Annotated in this window: 10 protein-coding genes; all 10 read left to right on the top strand. The window is 70.9% G+C overall.

Annotated elements, in window-relative coordinates; translation table 11 throughout:
• The first annotated feature begins 123 nt into the window (after positions 1-123).
• The 10 genes from ACFQ9K_RS35285 (at position 124) to ACFQ9K_RS35240 (ending at position 23714) form a co-directional block, all read left to right on the top strand.
• A complete protein-coding gene (locus tag ACFQ9K_RS35285; protein ID WP_378713393.1) occupies positions 124-1794 on the top strand; it encodes a condensation domain-containing protein in 1671 nt (556 codons plus the stop codon).
• Positions 1791-6152 (top strand): AMP-binding protein, encoded by a 4362-nt coding sequence (locus tag ACFQ9K_RS35280; protein ID WP_378713390.1) that lies wholly within the window; start codon positions 1791-1793, stop codon positions 6150-6152. Before ACFQ9K_RS35285 ends, ACFQ9K_RS35280 begins: the two co-directional genes overlap by 4 nt.
• A 115-nt stretch (positions 6153-6267) precedes the next feature.
• The gene (locus ACFQ9K_RS35275; protein ID WP_378713389.1) at positions 6268-9702 is read left to right on the top strand and encodes an amino acid adenylation domain-containing protein; all 3435 of its coding nucleotides are present in this window, start codon (positions 6268-6270) and stop codon (positions 9700-9702) included.
• Between the two features lie 51 nt (positions 9703-9753).
• The gene (locus ACFQ9K_RS35270; RefSeq protein WP_378713387.1) at positions 9754-15879 is read left to right on the top strand and encodes an amino acid adenylation domain-containing protein; all 6126 of its coding nucleotides are present in this window, start codon (positions 9754-9756) and stop codon (positions 15877-15879) included.
• A gap of 37 nt (positions 15880-15916) precedes the next feature.
• Positions 15917-16681, top strand: a complete 765-nt coding sequence (locus ACFQ9K_RS35265) for a thioesterase II family protein (RefSeq protein ID WP_378713385.1) — start codon at positions 15917-15919, stop codon at positions 16679-16681.
• Positions 16678-18006 carry a polyketide synthase gene (locus tag ACFQ9K_RS35260; protein WP_378713384.1) on the top strand — a complete coding sequence of 443 codons (1329 nt, stop codon included), beginning with the start codon at positions 16678-16680 and terminating at the stop codon, positions 18004-18006. Before ACFQ9K_RS35265 ends, ACFQ9K_RS35260 begins: the two co-directional genes overlap by 4 nt.
• The gene (gene nbtC / locus ACFQ9K_RS35255) at positions 17999-21097 is read left to right on the top strand and encodes a nocobactin polyketide synthase NbtC (protein ID WP_378713382.1); all 3099 of its coding nucleotides are present in this window, start codon (positions 17999-18001) and stop codon (positions 21095-21097) included. The genes ACFQ9K_RS35260 and nbtC overlap by 8 nt, the downstream gene beginning before the upstream one ends.
• A gap of 108 nt (positions 21098-21205) precedes the next feature.
• Entirely contained in the window at positions 21206-22186 is a 981-nt protein-coding gene (locus ACFQ9K_RS35250) for an ATP-binding cassette domain-containing protein (protein ID WP_378713381.1), read from the top strand.
• Positions 22183-22953, top strand: a complete 771-nt coding sequence (locus ACFQ9K_RS35245; RefSeq protein ID WP_378713379.1) for an ABC transporter permease — start codon at positions 22183-22185, stop codon at positions 22951-22953. The genes ACFQ9K_RS35250 and ACFQ9K_RS35245 overlap by 4 nt, the downstream gene beginning before the upstream one ends.
• Positions 22950-23714: an ABC transporter permease gene (locus ACFQ9K_RS35240; RefSeq protein ID WP_378713377.1), complete on the top strand. Its 765-nt coding sequence runs from the start codon at positions 22950-22952 to the stop codon at positions 23712-23714. The genes ACFQ9K_RS35245 and ACFQ9K_RS35240 overlap by 4 nt, the downstream gene beginning before the upstream one ends.
• Positions 23715-23722 lie beyond the last annotated feature (8 nt).

Below are 23722 nucleotides of genomic sequence, written 5' to 3'. Positions count from 1 at the left end.
TTAGGATAGGCTAACTTTACTTGGGGGTGGGTAGCTACGCGCTATCCACCCCCGCCTGTTTGATCGGTACACAGTGGCCGCGGCGGTTCTCCGGTGGTTGCCGCGGTGCTCGGAAGGATCGAAATGTCGGATTCGCTGGTGCGCAACGCGCCGAGGGCCACCACCGCCGAGGATCGCGGCACGCCGCTGTCCCTCGCGCAGCAGGCCGTGCTGCTCCCGGAACGACTGCGGCGCACGGCAGCCGCGAATCTGTTCGTCGCGCTGGAGATCTCCGGCGAACTCGACGAGGAGGCGTTCGAGCAGGCGGCCGCCGCGGTGCTGACCGAGCACGAGATCCTGCGGACCGTCTTCCCCGACGATCGCCGCGTCCCGTATCAGCGGGTCGTGCCGGTGCCGGACAGCGTGGTCGAGACCGCCCGGATCGACGCTGCCGCACTGGAACCCGCGCTGCGTTCGGACGCGGCGCACCGCTTCGATCTGGTGCGTGACCTCCCGATCCGGATCCGGCGTTACGCCCTGCCCGACCGCGCCGTCGTCTCGATCACGGTGCATCCGGTCGCGGCCGACGACCGCGCTCTCGATCTGCTCGTCACCGCACTGTTCGCGGCCTACGAGCACGGCCAGGCCGAGCCCGCCGCGGCGCAGTACCGCAGTCTGGTCGCCGCCCAGCTGACGGAGCTGGGCGCCACCGCGGGCGACGATCCGGCCCTGGCCTACTGGACGGCGCGGCTGGCCGACCTCCCCGAACGCGCGGCACCGGTCGTCGCGGACGAGCCCGGCGCGGCGGGGCCGCGCCGGGCCTTCCGCCTCGATCGCGGCACCCTCGACGCGCTGCTCGACGGACGCGACGCGGGCGCCACCTTCGCCGCGCTCATCGCCCGGGTGCTGAGCGAGGCCGGAATAGGCGACGACGTTCCGGTGGGCCTGGTCGAGCCGGCGCGGGCCGAGCCGGGCGCCATCCTCGGCAACACCGCCAATCAGCTGGTCCTGCGGCTGGATTCGGTGCGGACCGGCCCACCGCGTGCACTGATCGACGCCGCCCAGACTTGTGCGGCCGAGGCCCGCGCGCACGCGCGGACCCGGATCGAGCGGCTCACCCATCAGCTGAAGGGCACCGCGGCGGTGGTGACCGGAGCGCTCTTCCAGGTGCTGGTCGGCGTGCGCGACGGAGGACCGATGGTCATCCGTACGCCCGAATACACCGTGCGCGAGTCGAATCGGCGCACCGCCCGCCCGCACGGGGTCGACCTGGTGGTCGATATCGCGCTCGACGCCGACGGCGCGGCCGTCACCCTCGACTTCCCCGCCCTGTCCGGGCGACGTGCCCTGGACGAACTCGCCGCACACCTCGAAAGCCGGTGCGCGGCCTGGGCGGCGGGCACGGACGAGCCCATCGGCACGGTGTTGTTCACCCGGACCGGCCCGGCAGCCGGTCCGCTTGGCGGACCCGGTCTCGGCGGCGAGCCGCAGACCGACGCGGAACGCGTTGTCGCGGCGGCGATCCGGAAGGTGCTCGAGCTGGACGAGGACGACGAGGTCGGCCGCGCGGACACCTTCTTCTCCCTCGGTGGCGACTCGATCGCCGCGCTGCGCCTGGCCACCGATCTCACCGAACAGGGGTACGGGCTCGACGTGCAGACGGTCTTCGCCTTCCCCGCGATCCACGAACTCGCCACCCAGCTTGGCGACGGCGCGCCCGCTGCCGACGCCCCCGCCGCCGCGGCGCCGATGAGCGCCTCGGGCCTGGATCCGGCGGCCCTGGCCGCGCTCGGCCAGCGATTCGGCGCGCGGTGACCACCGAGATCCTCGACGTCGTCGCGCTGTCGCCGTTGCAGCGCGGGCTCTACTCGGTCAGCGCCATGTCCGGCGACGTCGACCCCTACCTGGTGACGTTCGCCGCCCGGATCGACAACCTGGCCGATCTCTCCGGCCTGCGCTCGGCGTTCGACGAAGTGCTGCAACGCTATCCGCACCTGGGCGCGGCGGTGCTGACCGACGGCCTGCCGCATCCGGTTCTCGTCATCACCTCGGCCGGCCGGATCGGCTGGCGCGAGATCGATCTGCGGTCCGCCGACGACCCGGAAGCCGCGGCCCGGCAGCTCTATCGGGACGAGGGTCGCCGGCGCATCGACCTGGACAACGGCCCGCTGTTCCGGGTGACGGCGGCGCGGGTCGGCGAGCACGCCTACGAATTGATCTGCACCGCACATCACATCGTGGTCGACGGCTGGTCCATCCCGCTGATCTTCGCCGACCTGATCGCACTGCACGGCGGTGCGGGATCGGCGCTGCCCCCGGCGCCCCCGCTGCGCGAGCACGCGGCCTGGTTGGCCACCCGCGACACCGCCGCCTCGATCGCGGCCTGGACCGAGGCGCTGGCCGGCCTGACCCCCATGCCGATGCTCGCGCCGCCCGCGCCGGGCGACCTGCCGGTGCTCGGCACGGCCGAATTCGACCGTGCGGAAACCGAACTCGTCGCGAGCTGGGCCAGGTCCCACGGCCTCACCATGAACACCGTCTGCCAAATGGCCTGGGCGCGGGTGCTTTCCGGGTTGACCGGCCGTGACGACGTGGTCTTCGGGCAAACCACATCGGGGCGGGACACGTCGCTGCCGCACGCCGATCGACTGGTCGGCGCGCTGGTCACGACCATCCCGGTCCGGGTGCGGATGGACGAGCGTTCGCCCGCGGCGATCGGCGCCGAGTTGCAGCGCACGGTGGCGCGATTGCGGGCACACGAGTACGTGGGCATCGCCGAGATCACCAAGTACGCGGACGCCGGGCAACTCTTCGACACCCTGCTGGTCTTCGAGAACACTCCGCTCGGCGAGATCACCGCGTCGATGCCGCTGGCCGGCGGGGCCACCATGACACCCCGCCGGATCGACTCGCCGAGTCACTATCCGATCGCGGTGGTACCGGTGGTGGAGCACGAGCGGCTCATCGCCAGGGTGGAGATCCGGCCGGATCTGGCCGACCGATTCGATCCGGATCGGCTGGCGCGCAGGGTACTCGAGGCCATGCGCCGGATGATCGAGGCGGAGCGCGGCTGTGACATCGATCTGCTGCTCGCGGACGAGCCCGCCGCGCTGACCGTCGAGGCCCGGCCGCCGACGGCCTACGCCTCGGTGCCCGAGGCGGTGCTCGCCGCGGCCGAGCGGGCCGCCGATCGGGTTGCGGTGATCGATCCGGCGGGAGAGCAGTCCTTCGCCGAGTTCGGTTCGGCCGTAACGAGATTGGCCGCGAACCTGCGCACCGCCGGGGTTCGGCCCGGCGACGCGGTGGCGGTCGTGCTGCCCCGTGATCGCCGAGTCCTGCACGCGCCGTTCGCGATCGGCCTGGCCGGTGCGCTGTGCGTGCACGTGGATCCGGCCACGCCCGCCGATCGACTGGCCTACATGTTCGAGGTGGCCGAGGTGGGCGTGGTCCTCGGCGACGAGTCGCTGGCCGAGACCCTGATGCTGGTGCGCGAGCAAGGCCGCGAGGTCACCCACGCGATACCGGACCACGACGGCGGGCTGTGCGTGCGCGGAGACCGGGGTGCGTCGGACACGAACATCCCTGTCCCGCAACCGGATCGGAACACGCCCTGCTATGTCGTGTTCACCTCCGGCACCACCGGCCGGCCGAAGGGCGTCGTGGTGCCGCACGGCGCGTTGCTGAACCACTGGTCGAACCACGAGCGCCGGATCTTCGCTCCGCTCGCCGCGCAGACCGGGCGGCAACTGCGGATCGGCCACGGCTGGTCGACCGGCTTCGACGCCGCCTGGCAGCCGACGGTCGCCCTGCTCAGCGGGCACGCGGTCGTGCTGCTCGGGGACCGGGAGCGCACCGACGCCGAACGGATCGTGGCGGCGATCGAGCGGCAGCGGATCGATATCTTCGACACCTCGCCGTCGATGCTGAGCCGGTTGATCGCCGCCGGGCTGTTCGTCGAATCCGCCGAGCCCGCAGGGGAGTACTGCCCACTGCTGGTGCTCGCGCTCGGCGGCGAGGCGATCAGCCAGGACACCTGGACCCGGCTGCGGCGCCTGCCGACCACCCGCGTCATCAACTTCTACGGACCGACCGAGACCACGGTCGAAGCGCTGATGGCCGACGTGCACGAGCACCCGGCCCCCACCATCGGGCGCACCTTCGACGGGCTGGCCGCCGAGGTGCTCGATCACCGGCTGCGCCCGGTGCCGCCGGGCGGCCACGGCGAGTTGTACCTGTCCGGCGCACAACTCGCGCTCGGCTACCTCGGCAGGCCGGGCACGACAGCGGCCGCGTTCGTCGCGGGCGCCGGGGAAAGGCGTTATCGCACCGGCGATCTGGTCCGCCGGACCGCCGCGGGCACGGTGGTCTACGAGGGCCGCATCGACAGTCAGGTCAAGATCAACGGCTATCGCGTCGAACCCGACGAGGCTACGGTCGTGCTGCGTGAGCTGGACGGCGTAACGCAGGCGGCCGCACTGGCTTTCGTGGAGCACGGCCGAACCAGGCTCGGCGCCTTGGTCGTCGCCGAACGCTCGGTCGCCGAGATCCGCGCGGCGCTGGCGCTGCGGCTGCCGCGGTTCCTGGTGCCGACCAGGATCGTGCCCGTCGACCAGATCCCGTTGAACCGCAACGACAAGCTCGATGTGCACGCCGCGACCGCGCTGTTGCGCGCGCCGATCACCGACGCCGTCGCGGCCGAGCCCGCCACGGAGACCGAGCGGACCCTGCTCGGGCTGATCGCCGCGATGGGCGAGCGGCACCCGGCGGTGGGTGTGCTGGACAGCCTGGTCGATCTGGGCATCGACAGCATCGGCGTCATCGATCTGGTGTCCCGGCTGCGCGGCGCCGGCTTCCGGGTGACCGCGAAAGATGTTGTCGCCGCCGCGGATCTGCGTGAGCTCGCGGGCATGCTCGATGCCTCGGACGGGGCAGTCACGGTCGAGGCGGCGCACACACCCGCGGGCACCGTTCTCGCGCTGACCCCGCTCGCGCACGAGATCATCGCCAATGGCGACTATCGCTATCTGGCGCAGAGCCAGGTGATCACGCTCCCCGACGACGCGTCGGCCGAGCGGATCGCCGAGCGCCTCGATGCCCTGGCGGCCGCGCACCCGGCGCTGCGTTCCCGGCTCGACCTCGCGGCACACGGCACAGCGGTGCTGGTCGTCGCGGAATCCGCGGACGCCGCGGCGTGTTTGACCGTGGTCGCCGACTCGTCGGCCCCCGCCGCCGCCCGGCTGGCCGACACCGTCGACCGGCTGAATCCGGTGTCCGGGCAGATGATCGCCGCGACGCTGCTCGACGGCGGGTCCGGCCGGCGCCGCCTGCTGCTGTCGATCCATCATCTCGCCGTCGACGTCGTGTCCTGGCTGATCCTCGTCGACGACCTGCGCAGGCTCGAGCAGGGCCTGCTCCCGTTGAACGAGGCCGCCCGGCAACCGGCCGGGCCCCCCGCGCCGACCAGGCGGTCCCCGATCCTCGGCGCTCCGCTCGGCGGCAGGCTCACCGACCCCGCCACCGACCGTGCGGCGAAGGTGAGCCAGCGCGTGCTCGAGCTCGGTCCCGAACACACCGAGCGGCTGCTCGCCCGGTGCGCGGAGAACGGAATCTCGGTGGAGGACATGCTGATTCTCGCCGCCGCGCGCACGTTCGCCGACAGCGCCGACACCACGGGCCGGATCGCGCTGACCAGGGAATCGCACGGCCGGCCCGCCGACGACGACACCCGTCAGGTCGGCTGGTTCACCGTGGAGGAGACCGTGCTGGTTCCGCTCGCGGAGCTCGACGACTGGACGCCGGGTGCGGGCCCGCCGCCGCTCGGCGAGCGCACGCACGCCGCGCGCGGTCAGGTCCGGCTCAATCATCTCGGCCGATTCGACGTGTTGAGCTTCGAAACCGGCGCGTGGTCGCCGGCGCCGCTGGCGGAATTCACCGCCGAGTTCGGTGTCGCGGGTCATCCCGATCTCCCGGTGCGGTTCACCGTCGACGTGACCACGGCGATCGTGCCCCGGGACGGTGGCCCGTCGCTGGTCGCCCAATTCGACGTCAACTCCGCGGTTCTGGGCGAGACGGATACCGACCTCCGGGTCGACCGCTGGGCCGCGGCGCTGGCCGAATTCGCCGACGCCGACCCGGTAACCGGCGGTACGCCGATGACGGATCATCGAAAATAGGTTAGCCAAACCACACTCTGTCTCCAGCCCCACTTCTTGGGTTACGATGCGATGAGATTAGGCAAGGCTTGCCTATGTAGCCCGATGGGCTGCTTCTCGGCTGGTGAGGAGTCCGATGCTCGGCAAGGCAGAACTACGCGACCTGGTGGCGGCGGATCTGGGAGTGGCACCCGAAACGGTCGGCTACCACGACGATCTGGTCAGTCTCGGCATGCACTCGATGAAGCTCATGCACCTGGCGGCCAAATGGCGTAAACAGGGCTACGACGTGCGCAGTTCCACGCTGGCGCTGTCCCCGACGATCGCCGCGTGGGCGGAGTTGCTGGGTGTAAGCCACATCGCCGAAGAACCCGCCCCGGCCTCGGTCGCCGAGACCGGTGCCGCCACCGACGAATTCGCGCTGGCGACGATGCAGCACGCCTACTGGGTCGGCCGCAGGCAGGATCAGCGGCTCGGCGGCGTGGCGGCCCACCTCTATGTCGAATTCGACGGTCGTGGCCTGCACGCGGATCGGATGCGCCGCGCGGCCGACCGGCTGGTGCGCCACCACGCGATGCTGCGCGCCCAGTTCCTGGACAGCGGCACGCAGCGGATCCTGCCGGAGCCGCTGGTTCCGGTGTGCCACACGCTCGACCTGAGCGCGCGCGGCGCGGCCGACGTCGAGGCCGAGCTGAACCGGATCCGTCAGGACAAGAGTCATCAGCGCATGGACGTGGCCGCCGGACAGGTGGTGGACATCGCCGTCACGGTGCTGCCGGACGGCGCGCACCGCCTGCATCTCGACGTCGACATGGTCGCCGCCGACGCGCAGAGCTACCGCCGCATCCTCGACGACCTGGCCACGCTGTACGAGGCCGACGACGACGCACTCCCGCCGCTCGGCGTCACCTTCCGCGAATACCTTGCTGCCAAAGCGCGCACCGCGCCGGACAATTCGGCCGACCAGCAGTGGTGGGCGCGGAAAGTGCCGACGCTGCCCGACATTCCCGCGCTGCCGGTCGTTCCGGAGCACGAGCGCCAGGACCCTGCGCGCAGCATCCGGTTGCACCACTGGTTCGATCCCGCGGGCAAGGCCCGCTTGCAGCAGTACGCCCACGGTAACGGCGTGACCCCGGCCGTCGCGCTGGCCACCGTGTTCAGCGAGGCCGTCGCGCGCTGGTCGGCCCGGCAGCGTTTCCTGCTGAACCTGCCGCTGTTCGCCCGGGAGCCGCTGCACGACGACATCGACCGGGTGGTCGGCGATTTCACCAATTCCGTGCTGGTCGATGTCGACGCCCGCACGACGGAGTCGATGGTGGCCAGGGCGAAGCGGTTACAGCGGGAGCTGCACACCGCGGCCGCGCACGCCGGCTACGAGGGGCTCGATGTACTGCGCGATCTCGGCAGATCGCGTGGGGCGCCGGTCACTCCGTCGGTGGTCTTCACCTCGGGGCTCGATCTGGGGGAGTTGTTCTCCGAGCGGGTGACTCGCGTCTTCGGCGAGCCGGTCTGGATCCTCTCGCAGGGACCGCAGGTAGACCTGGACGCGCAGGTCGTGGAGCTGGCCGGCGGATTGCTGGTGAACTGGGACATCCGCCGCGACGCGCTGCCCGTCGGCGTCGCCGAGGCGATGTTCGCCGAATTCCGCGCCACCCTGGACGCACTCGTGCGGCCGGACGCCGATTGGTCCGCGGAACTGCGCATCGCGCTGCCGGAAGCCCAGCGCGCGGTGCGGGATTCAGCGAACGACAGCGCCATGGATCTGGGCGAGCGCACCCTGCACGACGCGTTCTTCGCGCTGGCGCGGCAGCATCCGGAACGGGTGGCGCTGCGCTGGCGCGACGGCGGGTCGGCCGGTTACGGCGAACTGTCCGCGCAGGCGCTGGCGGTCGCCCGCGCGCTGGTCGACGCGGGCGTCGAGCCCGGCGACACCGTCGCGATCGTGATCCCGAAGGGACACCGGCAGATTCCGGCCGTGCTCGGGGTGCTCGCCGCGGGCGCGGCCTACCTCCCGATCGGCACCGACCAGCCGAACGCGCGTCGGGACCGGATCCTCGCGCGCGGGGGTGTACGGGTCGCTCTGGTCGACCACGCGGACGCATTGCCGGGCTCGGTGACCGGTATCGCGCTCGGAACCGCCTTGACCGCAACACCTTTGGACGAACCGGTGGTAACCACACCGGATGCCCTCGCCTACGTGCTGTTCACTTCGGGATCCACCGGCGAGCCCAAGGGCGTGGAGGTCAGTCACCGCGCCGCGGCCAACACCGTCGACGCGATCGGCACCCGGTTCGGCCTCGGCGCGGGCGATCGCCTGATCGGCCTGTCCGCCTTGGGTTTCGACCTGTCGGTCTACGACATCGTCGCGCCGCTGTCGGTCGGCGGCGCGCTCGCCTGCGTCGACGCGGAGATCGAGCGGGACGCCGCCGCGTGGGCCGCGCTCATCGCCGACGCCGGTGTCACCGTGCTCAACTGCGCGCCCGGCCTGATCGGCATGCTGCTCGATCTCGCCGCGCCCGATCAGCTGCGCACGCTGCGGCTCGTGCTCACCGGCGGCGACAAGGTGAAAACCCAACTCGCGCAACGTGCCCGCGCCCTGGTGCCCGGCCTGCGCTTCGTCGGCCTCGGCGGTACCACCGAAACCGCGATCCACTCCACCGTCTGCGAGGTCACCGACGATTTCCCCGCCGAATGGGTCGACGTGCCCTATGGCACGCCGCTGGCGAACGTCCGCCTGCGCGTGGTCAACGAGCGCGGCGAGGACTGCCCCGACTGGGTGCCCGGCGAACTCTGGATCGGCGGCGCGAGCGTCGCCGACGGCTACCGCGGCGACGCCGACCGAACGGCGGATCGGTTCGTCCGGGTCGACGGCATGCGTTGGTACCGGACCGGTGATCTGGCCCGCTATCTGCCGGACGGCACCGTCGACTTCCTCGGGCGGTCCGACCACCAGGTCAAGATTCGCGGCTACCGGGTCGAACTCGGCGAGGTCGAGTCGGCGCTGGCCACGCTCGCGCCGGTGCGCTCGGCCGTCGTGGTGATCACCGCGGCGGGCAGGCTCGCCGCGGCCGTGACCGCGGACGGACCGGTCGAGGTCGCCGAACTCGGCGAGCGGCTGCGGGAACTGCTGCCCGCCTACATGATTCCCGACATCGTCGAGGTGCTCGACGCGCTTCCGCTCACCGCCAACGGCAAGCTCGACCGGGCCGCGATCGCCGCCCGGTTCACCGAGGACGCCGACACCGGTACCGGCTACGTGCCCCCGGCGAACGAGGTGGAGGCCGCGGTCGAATACATCACCGCCCAGGTGCTCGGGCGCGACCGGCTCGGCGTCGACACGGACTTCTTCGACGCCGGCGGCAACTCGATCCTGGCGACCACGCTGACCGGGCAGCTCCGCGGCCTGCTCGCGGTGGACGGCTTCGGCGTGACCGGGGTGCTCGAGGGTCGCACCGTGCGCCGGATCAGCGCGGGCCTGCTGGCCGCCGAGCCGACGCCGGACCGGCTGGTGCACGTCGCCCGGATCCTGCTCGAGCTGGCCGAGCTCGGCCCGGCTCCGGCCCTGGTGTAGCGCGGAATCGCCGGCCGCACCGGATAGTTCGAGAAAGAGTGGTTTGACGTAATGCGATCGCTGGAAGACCTACAGGAGGCGATGCGGGCCAGGCTCGCCGCCGAAGGGCTGGCAAGCACGCCCACCGTCCCGCGGCGCCGGGATCCGGCCCGCGCCGCCATGTCGTTCGGGCAACGCTATGTGTGGGCACACCAGCAGATCTCGCCGGACAGCACCGCGTACAACCTGTGCCTGGCGCTGACCTTCGACGGCGAGGTCGTCGACGACGCACTGCGGCAAGCCTTTCTGGCCCTGGTGCGGCGACACGAGGTGCTGCGCACCACCTATCACAACGACGAGCACGGAAACCCGTATCAGCAGATCCATCCGGAGCTGGCGCCCCGCGTGCGCGAGCTCGATCTGACCGGGGTCGAGGCCGGTGCGGCGGAGCGCAGGCTGACCGCGCAGATCGAGGCGGCCGCGCACGAGACCTTCGACCTGTCGAACGAATCGTCCCTGCGGCTCGACTTCGTCCGGGTCCGCCCGCGCCGCCTGGTCGTCATCGTGGTGATCCAGCACATCGCCTGGGACGGCATGACCTTGCCCGCCCTGTCGAAGGATGTCGAGCGGTTCTACCGCGCGGCGCTGACCGGACCGATCACCGTCGAGCCGCTGCGCCGCCAGGTCGCCGACTTCGCCGAGTGGGAGCAGGATCGCTTCGCCAGCGCCGATCACGGTGCGGACAGCGACTTCTGGGCCGGTCGATTCGACGGTGAAGTGCCGGAATTGCCGCTGCCGTACAACCGGCGGCCCCCGGTCGTCACCGAAACCGGCAGGCGCCTGGACCGGCTGCTCGGGCCGGCCGCGGACGCCGCCCTGCGCGACCTCGGCGCGACCCTGCGCACCACTCCGTTCTCGGTGTTCCTGGCCGCGTATTACGTTGCGCTGCGCCAGCTCACGGGTCAGGCCGATGTGGTGGTCGGCACCACCGTCGCCAACCGCGAAGAGCCCGGGATGGAGCTGCTGATCGGCAACTTCAGCAACACGCTTCCGTTGCGGTTGAACCCGCCGGGGGACCGTCCCGGCGGCGGCACGTTCGCCGAGCTGGTCGAGTACGTGCGCACCGTGACGACGGATGCGTTCCGGCACAAGAACTTCCCGCAGGAGGGCGTGGTCCGCGCGGTCAACCGCGCCACCGGAAACGTCGGCTCCGCCCTGTTCGACACCATGGTGCTGTTCCTGGACCAGAAGATCGACGGACCGCAATTGCCCGGCGCGGTCACCAGCTGGCGGCTGGCCGATCACGGCGCGTCGCTGCTGCCGATCGCGGTCGAGGCGTTCCTGCACAGCGACCGGGTCGATGTGCAGATCACCTATCGGACAGACCTTTTCGACGCGTCGACGATCGAGCGGCTGCACGACTACATCGATCAGACGCTGGCCGGGGCCGCGGCAGACCGCAGGGTGGACGAGTTGCTCGTGCTCTCGCCCGCGGATCGCGCGGCGGTGCTGGCCTGGTCGCGGGGCGACCGGGTGCCGGTCGAGCCGGCCACCGTCGACGCGATGATCCGCGATTCGGCGCGCGACCATCCCGATCGGGTCGCCGTGGTGTTCGGCGACAGCGAGCTCACCTACGCCGAATTCGACACGCGGGTCAATCGTCTCGCCCGCAGGCTGCTCGAGCGCGGCGTGCGCACCGGCGACCGGGTCGGTGTCTTCGCCGAGCGCAGCGAATGGCTGCCCGTGGTGTTCGCGGCCGTGCTGCGCGCGGGCGCCGTGTATGTGCCGATCGACCCGAGCTACCCCGCCGACCGCGTCGAATTCATGCTCGGCGATGCGCAACCCGCCTTGCTCGTGCGTGCCGCCGGTCCCGGCCGGTTGCTCGATCCGGAACACGTTGCGGGCGTGCCGATCCTGGATCTCGCCGACCCGGCCGAGCAGGCGGCGGAAGGGATCGACGCCACCGCGGTCCGGCCCGGCGAACTCACCCGCCCCCTCCGCCCGCTCGACGCCGCCTACCTGCTCTACACCTCGGGCACCACGGGCAGGCCGAAGGGCGTGGTGATCAACCATCGCGCGGTCGCCAGTCACGTCCAGTGGATGCGCGACCAGCTCGGCTTCGGCGCCGAGCGAATCCTGCAGAAGGCGCCGATCGGATTCGATGTCTCGGTCTTCGAACTGGTGAACGCGCTGTGCACCGGCTCCACCACCGTGCTGCCGCCGCCGGATTGGTGGCAGGCCGACGTGCAGGCGCTGGCCGACATCATCGATCGGCACCGGATCACCCAGCTGTCCCTGGTGCCGAGCGTCACCCGGGCCTTCCTCGACGCCGGGCCCGATCCCGCCCGCCTGCGCTCGGTGCGGTTCGTCTACCTCGGCGGCGAGGCGGTGCCGCCGCCGCTGGTCGAGGAGGCGAGCCGGGTGTTCGGCGGCACCGTGCTCGGCCTCTACGGTCCGACCGAGGCGGCGATGGACCTCATGCACGAGAACTTCGCGGGCGCGCTCGCCGCGCCGGAGGATTTCCGCGCCGCGTTGATCGGGCTGCCCGAATCGAATTCCGACGTCTACGTGCTCGACGAAGGTTTGCGACCGGTGCCGCCCGGGGTGACCGGCGAATTGTATTTGGGCGGAATTCAACTCGCGCAGGGTTACCACCACCGCCCCGGCCTGAGCTCGGCCGCCTTCGTCGCCTGCCCCTTCGCCGACGCACCCGGCGCGCGGATGTACCGCTCCGGCGACGTCGTGCGCTGGCATCCCAGCGGCAGCATGGAGTACCTCGGCCGGATCGATGATCAGGTCAAGGTGCGTGGCCACCGGATCGAACTCGGCGAGGTCGGCTCGGTGCTGCGCCGGGTTCCGGGCATCGCGTCCGCCGCGGCGATCGCGATCAACCGCGACACCGACGCGGCCCTGGTCGCGTACTACGTGCCCGAGCCCGGCTCGGCGTACGAGTCCGGCACCGAGGCCGAGAACTCCGGCGCCATCCGGGATCGCCTCGCCGACCGGCTGCCCGACTACATGATCCCCTCGGCGCTGGTGAAATTGGCCGAGCTGCCGCTCACCGCGAACGGAAAGCTGGACCGCAGGGCCCTGCCGGTGCCGGATCTCGGCGGTGGCACCGGTCGCGGTCGTGCCCTGCGCGACCCGGCCGAGCAGGCGGTCGCCGCGGTGATCCGGCAGGTGCTCGGGCTCGCCGAGCGGGTCGAACTGGCCGCCGACGACGACTTCCTCGCGCTCGGCGGCGATTCCATCAGCGCGATCCGGATGGCATCGGCGCTCAAGAAGCGCGGCCTGCTGATCACCACCAGCGCGCTGTTCGCGGCCCGCACCGTCGCGCTGATCGCCGCGGCCACCGTGCCGATCGACCTGTCCACCGCGCCCGCACTGGTCGAATCCGGCGACGGCGCCGGATGGATTCCGCTCAACCCGATCGCCACGTCGCTGACCGAGCAGAGCGCGGACTACGCCGCCTACAGTCAGGCCACGGCCGTGGTGACCCCGGCGGACAGCTCGGTCGAGCGGCTGACCACCGTCCTGCACCGGCTGGTCGACCGGCATCCGCTGCTGCGTGCCCGGCTGGCGACCGGCCCGGACGGCCGCACCGCCTACTACGTGCCGCGGGGCGGCGAGCCGTTCACCCACCCCGGTCTCATCGATGTCGAGATCGACAGCGCCGCATGGACATCGACCGCGACCGAGGTGCTGAACGAGCAGCTGCGCGCGATCGCCGAATCGCTCGATCCCGCCGCGGGCCGGATGGTCGGTGCGGCCTGGGTACACGCCGGCGACGGGTCCGCCGGCCGGCTGCTGCTGGTGCTGCACCACCTGGTGGTCGATGGCGTGTCCTGGCGCGTCATCCACGAGGATCTGCGCAGACTCTGGGCGCACGAGGAGCTTTCGGCGGCCGACCTCGGCACGTCGGTGCAGGCGTGGAACGCCAGCCTGGTCCGGCTCGCGCGGACCGATCCGGTGACCGAGACCCTGCCGTTCTGGCAGCGGATCGCGGACAGCGCCGACCCGCTGCTCGGCGACCGCGCCTTCGATGCCGCCGTCGATACCGTCGCGACGGTGCGCGAGGTCACCGCCGAGCTGGACATCGCCGACACCAGGTACCTGATGACCACCGCGGCACAGGCCTTCGGCTGCGACTTCCTCGACATCCAGGTGGCGGCGCTCGCCGTGGCGACCCGGCGGTTCCGGCAGGCCCGCGACCGGGACGCGGGCCCGGTCGCGCTGACCATGGAGCGGCACGGCCGCGTCGAAAGCCTGTTCGCCGGAGTGGATCTCGCCAACACCGTGGGGTGGTTCACCACCGCCTATCCGGTCGCGCTGGACATCGCGGCGGACGCGGAGATGGTCGGGGCGGTCGAAGCGGTCAAGGAGCAGCTGCGCGCCGTGCCCGATTCCGGCATCGGCTGGGGCCTGCTCCGGTGGCTCGATCCCGGCACCGCTCCCCGGCTCGCCGGTGCTGCCTCACCCCAGCTGAGCTTCAACTACATGGGCCGCTTCACCGTCGCCGACGCGGCGCGGGACTGGGACGCCGCACCGGAATTCGGCTACCTCGGCGGTCACGCGAACCCCGCCATGCCCGCGCCCGCGCTGCTCGACATCAACACGGTCGCCCTACTGGACAACGACGCTCCGCGGCTCCGGGCGTCCTTCCGGTTCCCGTCCGGCGCGATGGCCGAGGCCGCGGTCCGTGAATTCGCCGAGCTGTGGACCGCTGCGCTGGGCGAGCTGGCCGAGACCGTACGCCAGAATCCGGCACGGCGACTGACCCCGAGCGACGTGCTCGCCCGCGACGTGACCCAACTCGACCTCGATCGCTGGCAATCGCTCTACCCCCGCTGCGCCGATGTGTATCCGCTCGCACCGCTACAGGCCGGGTTGTATTTCACCGCGATCAGCAACGCGGGCCGCGACGCATACACCGTGCAGACCACGATCACCGTGCGCGGGACGCTGGACGTCCCGCGGCTGACCCGCTCGCTGAACGCCGTGCTGAATCGGTATCCGAATCTGCGCGTGGCCATTTCGGTGTCACACGCGGGGCAGCCGCACGCCATCGTCGCCGACCGGATGGACTTCCTCGTCGAGGAGGTCGACCTCTCGACCGCACCGGACGCGCAAGCACGACTGCTGGAGTTCCTGGACGCCGATCAGGCGGGCGTGTTCGATCTGTCCCGCGGGCCGCTGATGCGCGCGACCGTGGTGCACCTGCCCGACTCGGCGCACATGCTGGTGCTGGCCTCGCACCACATCCTGACCGACGGCTGGTCCGGCCAGCTGCTGCCGCGCGAGATCTTCGCCGACTACGCCAGCGGCGGCACCGCGGAACCGCTCGGCAACCCTGCGACTTTCGCCGAGTTCTTGCGCCTGACCGAGGATCGCGAGCAAGCGACCGAGGAGGTGTGGAACGAGTACCTCGCCGGCGTCCAGCCGTGCGTGGTCGCACCGAACCGGGTGCCCGGCGGCTCGGGAGTGCCGGTGGCACACCGCTTCCCGATCGATGCCGCGGTCGCGGACGCGCTGACCGAGCTGGCCGCCGTGGCGGGCACCACGCTGAGCACGGTCTGCCAATTGGCCTGGGCCAACGTGCTGCGCTATGTAACCGGCGGCGACGCAGCGGTTTTCGGTGAGGTCGTGGCCGGCCGCCCGGCAGACCTCGACGAGGTGGACAACGCCATCGGCTGCTTCGTGAACACCGTGCCGGTCGCCATCGAGCTACCCGCCGAGCAGACCTGGCGGGACCGGCTGACCGACGTCCAGCGGCGGCGCGCCGGCCTCATGGAGTTCCAGCAGTACCGGCTGACCTCGGCCAACCGCGTCGCGGGCGCGCGCAGGCTGTTCGACAGCATGTTCGTCTTCCAGTCCTACCCGTCGGGCCGCGACGAACTGGTGCGGCTGCTCGGCGAAGCGCAACTCGACCTGGTGTCGTTCGAGGGGCGCGGCGCCACCGACAACGCGCTGCTCCTCATGATCTTCCCCGCGGACCTGCTGTTCCCGGGTGAACCCCTGCAGGCCGTCGTCTTCTACGCCGAGGACTCCTTCGACGACAACGACATTCAGATCATCGAATCCGCTTTCACCAACACCCTGCGCGCCATCGCCGAGGACGCCGATCGCCGCATCGGCGACACCGCGATCCTCGACGACGCGGACCTGGGGATGTTGGTCATGCGACGGATGTGGCAGTGACGCAGCGCAATCGCGGTGCCAGGCAGGAGATCAGGTAATGGCTAGTACACCGGGCTGGATCCGAAAGTTCCACAGACCGCGGTCCGCGGACAATCCACCACTGGTGATCTGTCCGCACGCGGGCGGCGGCGCCTCGGCCTACCGGCCGTTCTCCAAGGCGCTCAGCGTGACCTTCGACGTGATCCTGCTGCAGTACCCGGGCCGGCAGGATCGGGCGCAGGAGCCGGTGCGCGGCACCATCCAGGAGACCGCGGGCGGCGCGTTCGACGAGTTCGCCGGGTCGCCGTTCAACCGCGGCGTGCCGATCACCCTCTTCGGCCACAGCATGGGCACGATGGTGGCCTTCGAATTCGCCAGGCTGGCCGACGCCGCGGGCGTGCCGGTGCGGCTGCTGGGCGTCTCCGGCGCCTGCGCGCCCTGGCAGGTGGCCGACAAACCGCCGCACCCGACCGAGGACGACGAACTGCTCGATCACGTCGGCGGGTTGCAGGGCACCGGCGCCGATCTGCTGGCGAACCGGGAGGTGATGCGGATGGCGTTGCCCGCCTTGAAGGGTGACTACCGCGCGTTCGACGCCTACACCTGTGCCGAAGACGTCACCGTCGACACCCGTATCCAGGTCATGGGCGGTAGCGAGGACGAATTCGTCGGCATCGGCGATCTGTTCGCCTGGCAACGGCATACCGAACGGCCGCTGGGGGCGTCGATGTTCGACGGCGGCCACTTCTACCTCAACGACCATGTCGAGGGCATCGCGGAAATCCTCTCCGCCGAGCCGAATTCAGCGGAGGTCGCCCGATGAGCGGGCAGTCGATCGAGGACGATCCGATCGTCGTCGCGGGCCTGGCGGTCGAGGCGCCGGGCGGCATCGACACGCTCGCCGCGTACTGGTCCGCTCTCGCCGAATCCCGCGATCTGCTCGGTCCGTTCCCGCGCGACCGTGGGTGGCCGATCGACCGGCTCCTGGCGCAGGGCGGCACCGAGGGCTGGAGCCGGGTCCAGGACGCGGGCGGCTTCCTCGACGGCGCAGCCGAATTCGATCCGATGTTCTTCGGGATCAGCCCGCGCGAAGCGGTCGCGATGGATCCCCAACAGCGAGTTGCGCTTCGGGTGGCCTGGCGGGCTCTGGAGAACGCCGGGATCAATCCGGCGAGCCTGGCGGGCGACGAAATCGGTTGCTACATGGGAGCTTCCTACACCGAGTACGGTCCACGCGGCGACGAGGCCAACGAGCACACCGGATATCGGGCGACCGGTGCGGCGCTGGGCGCGGTCGCCGGGCGGATCTCGCACGCGCTCGGACTGTCCGGCCCGTCGATGACGGTGGATACCGCCTGCGCGTCGTCGTTGTCCGCGGTGCATCTCGCGGCGTCCGCGATCCGCAACGGTGACTGCGACTGGGCGCTGGCCGGTGGCGTCTGCGTGATGGGCTCGCTCGCCGGGTTCTTCGAGTTCGCCAAGGCGAACGCGCTGTCCACGGACGGGCAGTGCAAGCCGTACTCGGCCGACGCGCTCGGCACCCTGTGGGGTGAAGGCGCGGGCGTCGTTGTGCTGGAACGGGAATCGCGCGCGCGGCGGCTCGGCCACCGGGTGTACGGCCGGATTCTGGCCACCCGGGTGAACCACAACGGCGCCGGTGCGCCGATCGCGGTGCCGAGTGCCGAGGCGCAGGCCGAGCTGATCGCCAAGACGGTCCGTACCGCGGGCATCGCGCCGGAGCTGGTCGGGATGATCGAGGGGCACGGGACCGGCACGGCGGTCGGCGACCCACTCGAATTGGCCGCGCTGGCAAAGGTATACGGCGCGGCGGGGGAGCGGGACGACAGCCCACGGCTCGGCTCGGTCAAGTCGAATCTCGGCCACGCGCAGGCCGCCGCGGGCATGCTCGGCCTGATCAAGGTGCTGCTGAGCGGCCTGCACGGGCAGATAGCTCCCACCAGGCACACGGAAAACCCGACCGCCCAGCTGGATTGGGCGCACTCGGGTCTGCGCCTGGCCGAACGACTGGAGGACTGGGTAGCCCGGGACGGGGTGCGATACGCCGCTGTCTCGTCGTTCGGCGTCGCGGGCACGAACGCGCACGCGATCCTCGCGATGCCCGCGCTGGAGGAGGAGATCCATGTCTGAGCACCGACTTCCGGACGGCAGCATTCCGGTGCTGTTGTCCTCGGACACGGCGGATTCGCTGCGCCGTGAGGCCGCGGCCATCCGGTCCTACCTCGGTGATCATCCCGAGGTCGGTCCCGATCAGGTCGCCGACATGCTCTTCCGGACCCGGGTCGCGCGCCGGTACCGCGCGCTGGCCATGGTCACCGAGCGCGCCGAGCTCATCGCGGCGCTGGGTGCGGTCGCGAACGGTGAGCCGCATGCGTCGGTCGTCGCCACCGGGAACGCGGCCAAGCGGCGCCGGATCGGCTACATCTTCCCCGGCCAGGGCAGCCAATACCCCGGAATGGGCCGGATGCTCTACGCACATTCCCCCGCGTTCAAGACCGCGGTGGACGAGGCGGAGGCGGTCTTCCAGGACCTGTTCGAGTTCTCGCCGCGGTCCTACCTGCTCGCCGAAGCCGATCCGGGACACAACCTGTTGCGCATCGTGCAGCCCGCGCTGTTCATGCAGATGATCGGGCTCGCCGCGATGTGGCGGGCCGCCGGGGTCACCCCGGGCGTCACCGTCGGGCACAGCCAGGGCGAGCTGGCCGCGGGCGTGGTGTCCGGCGTGATCACGCTGGCCGACGCCGTGCGCGTGGTGACCATGCGCGGCGGGCTCGTCGACACCCTGGCCAAGCAGGTGGGCCGGGAAGACAAGTATTCGATGGCCGTGGTCGGCGTGGACCGCGAGGAGTGCGAGGCCATCCTGGCCCGGCACTCCGGCTGGGCGGAGCTGTCGGTGATCAATTCCCCGCATGTGCTCGCCATCGGCGGGGAGAGCCCGACGGTCGCCGCCGTGGTGGCCGAGCTGACCGAACAGGGCAAGTTCGCCAAGGAGATTCGCGTCGGGTACCCGGCGCACACCTCCGTGGTGACCGAGTTCCGGGACAGCTTCCTGGACAACTCGCTGGCCGCGAAACTCGATCGACCGGAGTTCGCGGCGACCGAGATCGAGTGCATCGGGTCCACCCTCGGCACCGCGATCACCCCCGATCTGCCGGTGGGGGACTACTGGTATTGGAACCTGCGCAACCGGGTTCGCTTCGACCTGGCGATCGCCCTCGCGACCGAGCGCGGGGTGGACACCTTCCTCGAGATCGCCGATCATCCGGCGCTGTTCCTCGCGGTACAGGAGAACCTGAGCGCCGTTACCCCGCAGCGCGACTTCCAGACAATCGGAACCTCCCGCCGATCGGCCACCGATCTGCGCGAGTTCACCCGCAACCTTGGTCTCGTCGCGGTCAGCGATCTCGGCTACGACTGGTCCGCGTTGCGCACGAATTCGACGGCCGCACCGCGGCTTCCGCTGCTCGACTTCCCCAACACCCAGATGAACCCGAAGCAGCTGTGGGCCGCCTACGACCACGCCGGGGCTCCGGCGGCGACCGGCAGCGCGCCGGCGAGCGCTGCCATCGAAGACACGAAGACCGTTCCCGCGCAGCGCATTACCGAACGGTGGGCGCGGCTGGGCAGCCGCGCGCTGGTGCCGCCGCGCACCATGGCGGTGCTGGATCACGGTGGCCGCAGCGCCGAGCTGGTGTCCGCACTCCAGGACGCCGCCGCGCGGCACGGTGTGTCGATCGTCGACACCGCGTCGCGCGATGCCGGAACGGTTGTCGACACCGCCGTCATCGTGTTGCCGGAACTGGGCGACCTGGCGGCCGACGCGGCGGTGGCCGAACTCGCCGAATTCCTCGGCGAGCGTGCGCGATTGCCCCGGCTCGACGGTGTGCGCGACGTGTGGCTGGTCACCGTCGGCGGCGAGCAGGTGCTCGACGCGGACGTGCCGAGTCTCTTCCAGGCCGGCGCGCAGGCCGGATTCCGGTGCCTCGCCGCCGATCACCTCGGTGTCTCGTTCCGGCATGTGGATCTCGCGCCCGGCAGGCCCGCCGCGGACTCGGCCAACGCGCTGATGGTCGCGCTGCACACCGCCGGGGAACCGGAGCTCGCGCTGCGTGATGGCGGCGTGTACGCGAAACGGCTGGTCGCCGAGGATGTCTCGGCCGTCCGGCCGCTCGCCCCCGCCGACCTGCGCGAGATCGTGATCGTCGGCGGTACCGGAAAGCTCGGGCTCGACCTCTGCGAACGCTTCGCCAGGGACGGCGCCGGACGGATCACCGTGCTGAGCCGATCCGGCGGCGCCGCCGAGTCGCTCGCGCGGATCGAGCGGATCAGGCAGATCGGTAGCGCCGAGGTGATCGTCCGGCGCTGCGACGTCACCGACGAGGCCGCGGTGCGCGCCCTGTCCGACAAATATCGCGGTACGCCTGCGGATCTGATCGTGCACGCCGCGGTCGATTACGGCGCGGCCGCCGAGGTCACCCCCGAGTCGGTGCGTGCCGCGGCGGCGCCGAAGATACTCGCGCTGGAGCACCTGGTCCGGCATTTCCCGCGCACGTCGGCCGGTCGGATCGTGCTCTGTTCGTCGCTCTCGGCGACCATCGGCGGCCGCGGGCACACGGTGTACGCCGCGGTGAACCGGATGCTCGACGCGGCGGCCGCGCGCTACCGCAGTCGCGGCATCGCGAGTACCTCGGTGCAGTGGGGACTGTGGCGCGCGGTCGGCGCCGACCAGGCCGACGCGCTGGCCAAGATCAGCGGAACCGGCCTGCGGCCGATGGAACCCGGCAGCGCGATCGCGGCGGGTATCACCGCGCAGGCGGAGAACGTGATCGTCGCGACCGCGGACTGGGACCGGCTGGCAACCCTGTTCTCCGCCTTCGGTTTCGACCCGTTGTTCAGCACCTTGGAGCTGGGCGACCTACCCGAGGAGCCGGCCGAGGTGACGCAGGCGCCCGTAGCCGTCGTCCCGGCGGCGGAACCGGCGGCGGGCCGTTCCGTCGCGCCGAACACGGCCGAGCAGGTGCAGTTCGCCCTGCGCGCGGTGATGGGCATGGACCGCACCGAGACCATCGACGGATCGATCCCGCTCGTCGCGCTCGGCCTGGATTCGCTGCAGGCGTTGGACTTACGCAAACGCATCGAACTCGAGCTGAAGCGCGAGCTGCCGGTCACCGCCATATTGGGCGGCGCGTCGCTCGACGAGGTGGTGACTTTGCTGGGTTAGCCGCCCGCTTCGGGCAGGAGGTAAGGGCGGACTCGGAGCTACCGAGTGCGCCCTGATCGGGATTCGCAGGGACCGAACACGATTCGCAGCAGGGACGGAGACAGCACGGTGGATTCGAGCAGCGTAACGGGGGCGCCCGCGGCTTCGGCCGAGCACGCGATCGTCGTAGAGGGCGTGGAGAAGTCCTTCGGCGAGGTGAAGGCGTTGCGCGGCATCGACTTCCAGGTGCCGCGAGGCAGTGTGCTCGGCGTGCTCGGCCCGAACGGGGCGGGTAAGACCACCACTGTGTCCGTGCTGTCGACGCTGACCAAGCCGGACGCGGGGCGGGCCGTGGTGGCCGGATACGACGTGGTCCGGCAGGCGCCCGAGGTCCGTGCCTCCATCATGCTCACCGGCCAGTACGCGGCGTTGGACGAGATGCTGAGCGGCCGGGAGAACCTGGTGCTGTTCGGTCGCCTGATGGGCCTGCGCCGCAAGGAAGCCCGGGCTCGCGCCGACGAACTGCTCGACCAGTTCGAGCTGACCGGGTCCGCCGATCGGCGGGTCGGCCAGTACTCCGGGGGCATGCGGCGGCGCATCGACATCGCCTGCGGCCTGGTCCGGACACCGCAGGTGGTCTTTCTCGACGAGCCGACCACCGGCCTCGACCCGGTGAGCAGGCAGAGCCTGTGGGGACTGGTGCGCTCGCTCAAGCAGCAGGGCGTCACCATCCTGCTCACCACGCAGTACCTCGAGGAAGCGGATGTGCTGAGCGACAACATCATTGTCGTTGACCAGGGCACGGTGATCGCGGAGGGCACGGCCGACCAGCTCAAGGCGCGCACCGGGGCGAGCTACTGCGAGGTGGTCCCGGCCGACCCCGGCGACCTGCCCGCCGTCGTCACCGCGCTGACCGGGCTCGGCGAGATCACCGTCGCGGAGTCCGCCGACCGGGTGTCGCTGCCCGCGCCGGACGGCGCCGCCACTCTGGGCGAGGCGCTGCGCCGGATCACCGACGCCGACATCGAACTCATCGACATCGCGTTGCGCAGGCCCTCGCTCGATGAGGTGTTCATCGAACTGACCAAGCCCGCCGGGGCCGTCAAATGACCACCGACACCATCCTGCGAGTGCCGCACGGGATGCAGTGGACCGCGTTGAGCGGGCGCGGTATTCGGGCCGCGGTGCGCGAGGGCGACCTGGTGCTCGCGTTCGCGGCGCCGCTGACCTTCTTCGTCTGCGTCTATCTGCCGCTGCGTCGTTCGATGGAGGCGACGGGGATCGATTACGCGCAGTACCTGGTGCCGCTGATCGCGATCCAGGCCATGTTCTTCACCGCCATGTTCGCCGGCGATCGGGCGGCGCGCGAGGTGGCGGGCGGCATGGGCACTCGGCTGCGCGCCATGCCGGTGCCGGCCTGGATACCGCCCGCCGCCCGGATCTCCGCGAACGCGGTGCGCGCGCTCGCCGCGCTGGCCGGGGCGCTGGTCATCGGCTCGCTGTTCGGGTTCCGCTTCCACGGCTTCGGCCCCACCGCGGCCTTCCTGGTGCTGGTGCTCGGCTTCGGGGCGGCCGTGGTCATCGCCGCCGACGCGCTGGGCACCGCGACGGCGAATCCGGAACTCGGCGCGACGGTGCTGTTCGCGCCGCAGCTGCTGCTGCTCATGATGTCGACGGGTTTCGTTCCCGCGCAAGGATTCCCGGGCTGGATCCAGCCTTTCGTGCGCAATCAACCGGTCTCGCAGGTGGCGGCCGCACTGCGTGAGCTGTCCGAAGGCAGGCACACCTCGACCACCGTGGTGGCCGTCGTCTGGGTGATCGGGCTGCTGGCCGGGGGCGCGATCGTGTCGGTGCGAGTGGAAGGACGGCGGCGATGAACGCGCTGGTCGATCAGAGCCTGGTGGAAACCGGCAGGCTGCTGCGCCGCTGGAGCAGGCAGCAGGAGGTGGTCACCACGACCCTGGTGCTGCCGATCCTGCTGCTGCTCATGTTCGATCTGGTGCTCAGCAAGTCGCTCGACCTCGGCGGCGGTACCGACGCCATCTACGGGTTCGTGCCGATGATCGCCGTGGCCGGCGCGATGTACGGGGCGACCGGCACCGGCCTCTCGCTGTACGGCGAGCGGGAAAGCGGCCTGCTGCGCCGCTTCTGGGTACTGCCGATCCATCGTTCGGCCGGGCTGATCGGCAGGCTGCTCGCCGAATGCCTGCGGGCATTGGTGGCGACGGTGGTCGTGGTGGTAGTCGGCGTTGTGCTCGGACTGCGCTTCCAGCAGGGCCTGCTCGGTGTGCTTGGCGTGCTGATCGTGCCGGTGATCGTCATCGCGGGATTCACGCCGATGGTGATCGCGGTGGGGGTCAGCCGGATCGGCGACAAGGTGGTGCAGATCTTCGCCGCGATAGTGCTGCTCGCGATGTTCTTCAACTCGGGTTTCGTGCCGATCGAGAACTACCCCGGTTGGCTCCAGCCGATCGTGCGCGGCCAGCCGATCAGCTGCGCGGTGGAGGCGATGCGCGGGTTCACCGTCGGTGGGCCGGTCGCGGTTCCGTTGTCGCAGACGCTCGCCTGGTCGGCGGGTTTGGTCGCGGTCTTCGGGGCATTGGCCGTTCGGGGTTACCGCGACGCGGCCGAGAGCTGATCGCCGGA

This window comes from Nocardia sp. NPDC056564, from assembly GCF_042793755.1.
In the GTDB taxonomy this organism is placed as follows: Bacteria; Actinomycetota; Actinomycetes; order Mycobacteriales; family Mycobacteriaceae; genus Nocardia.
This window is presented reverse-complemented; position numbering and strand designations above follow the sequence as displayed.

Bases quoted from the DNA above. Each gene is read 5' to 3' on its own strand.
- ACFQ9K_RS35270 (WP_378713387.1), top strand. From the start codon at position 9,754: ATGCGATCGCTGGAAGACCTACAGGAGGCGATGCGGGCCAGGCTCGCC.
- ACFQ9K_RS35275 (WP_378713389.1), top strand. From the start codon at position 6,268: ATGCTCGGCAAGGCAGAACTACGCGACCTGGTGGCGGCGGATCTGGGA.
- ACFQ9K_RS35245 (WP_378713379.1), top strand. From the start codon at position 22,183: ATGACCACCGACACCATCCTGCGAGTGCCGCACGGGATGCAGTGGACC.
- nbtC (WP_378713382.1), top strand. From the start codon at position 17,999: ATGTCTGAGCACCGACTTCCGGACGGCAGCATTCCGGTGCTGTTGTCC.
- ACFQ9K_RS35260 (WP_378713384.1), top strand. From the start codon at position 16,678: ATGAGCGGGCAGTCGATCGAGGACGATCCGATCGTCGTCGCGGGCCTG.
- ACFQ9K_RS35285 (WP_378713393.1), top strand. From the start codon at position 124: ATGTCGGATTCGCTGGTGCGCAACGCGCCGAGGGCCACCACCGCCGAG.
- ACFQ9K_RS35240 (WP_378713377.1), top strand. From the start codon at position 22,950: ATGAACGCGCTGGTCGATCAGAGCCTGGTGGAAACCGGCAGGCTGCTG.
- ACFQ9K_RS35265 (WP_378713385.1), top strand. From the start codon at position 15,917: ATGGCTAGTACACCGGGCTGGATCCGAAAGTTCCACAGACCGCGGTCC.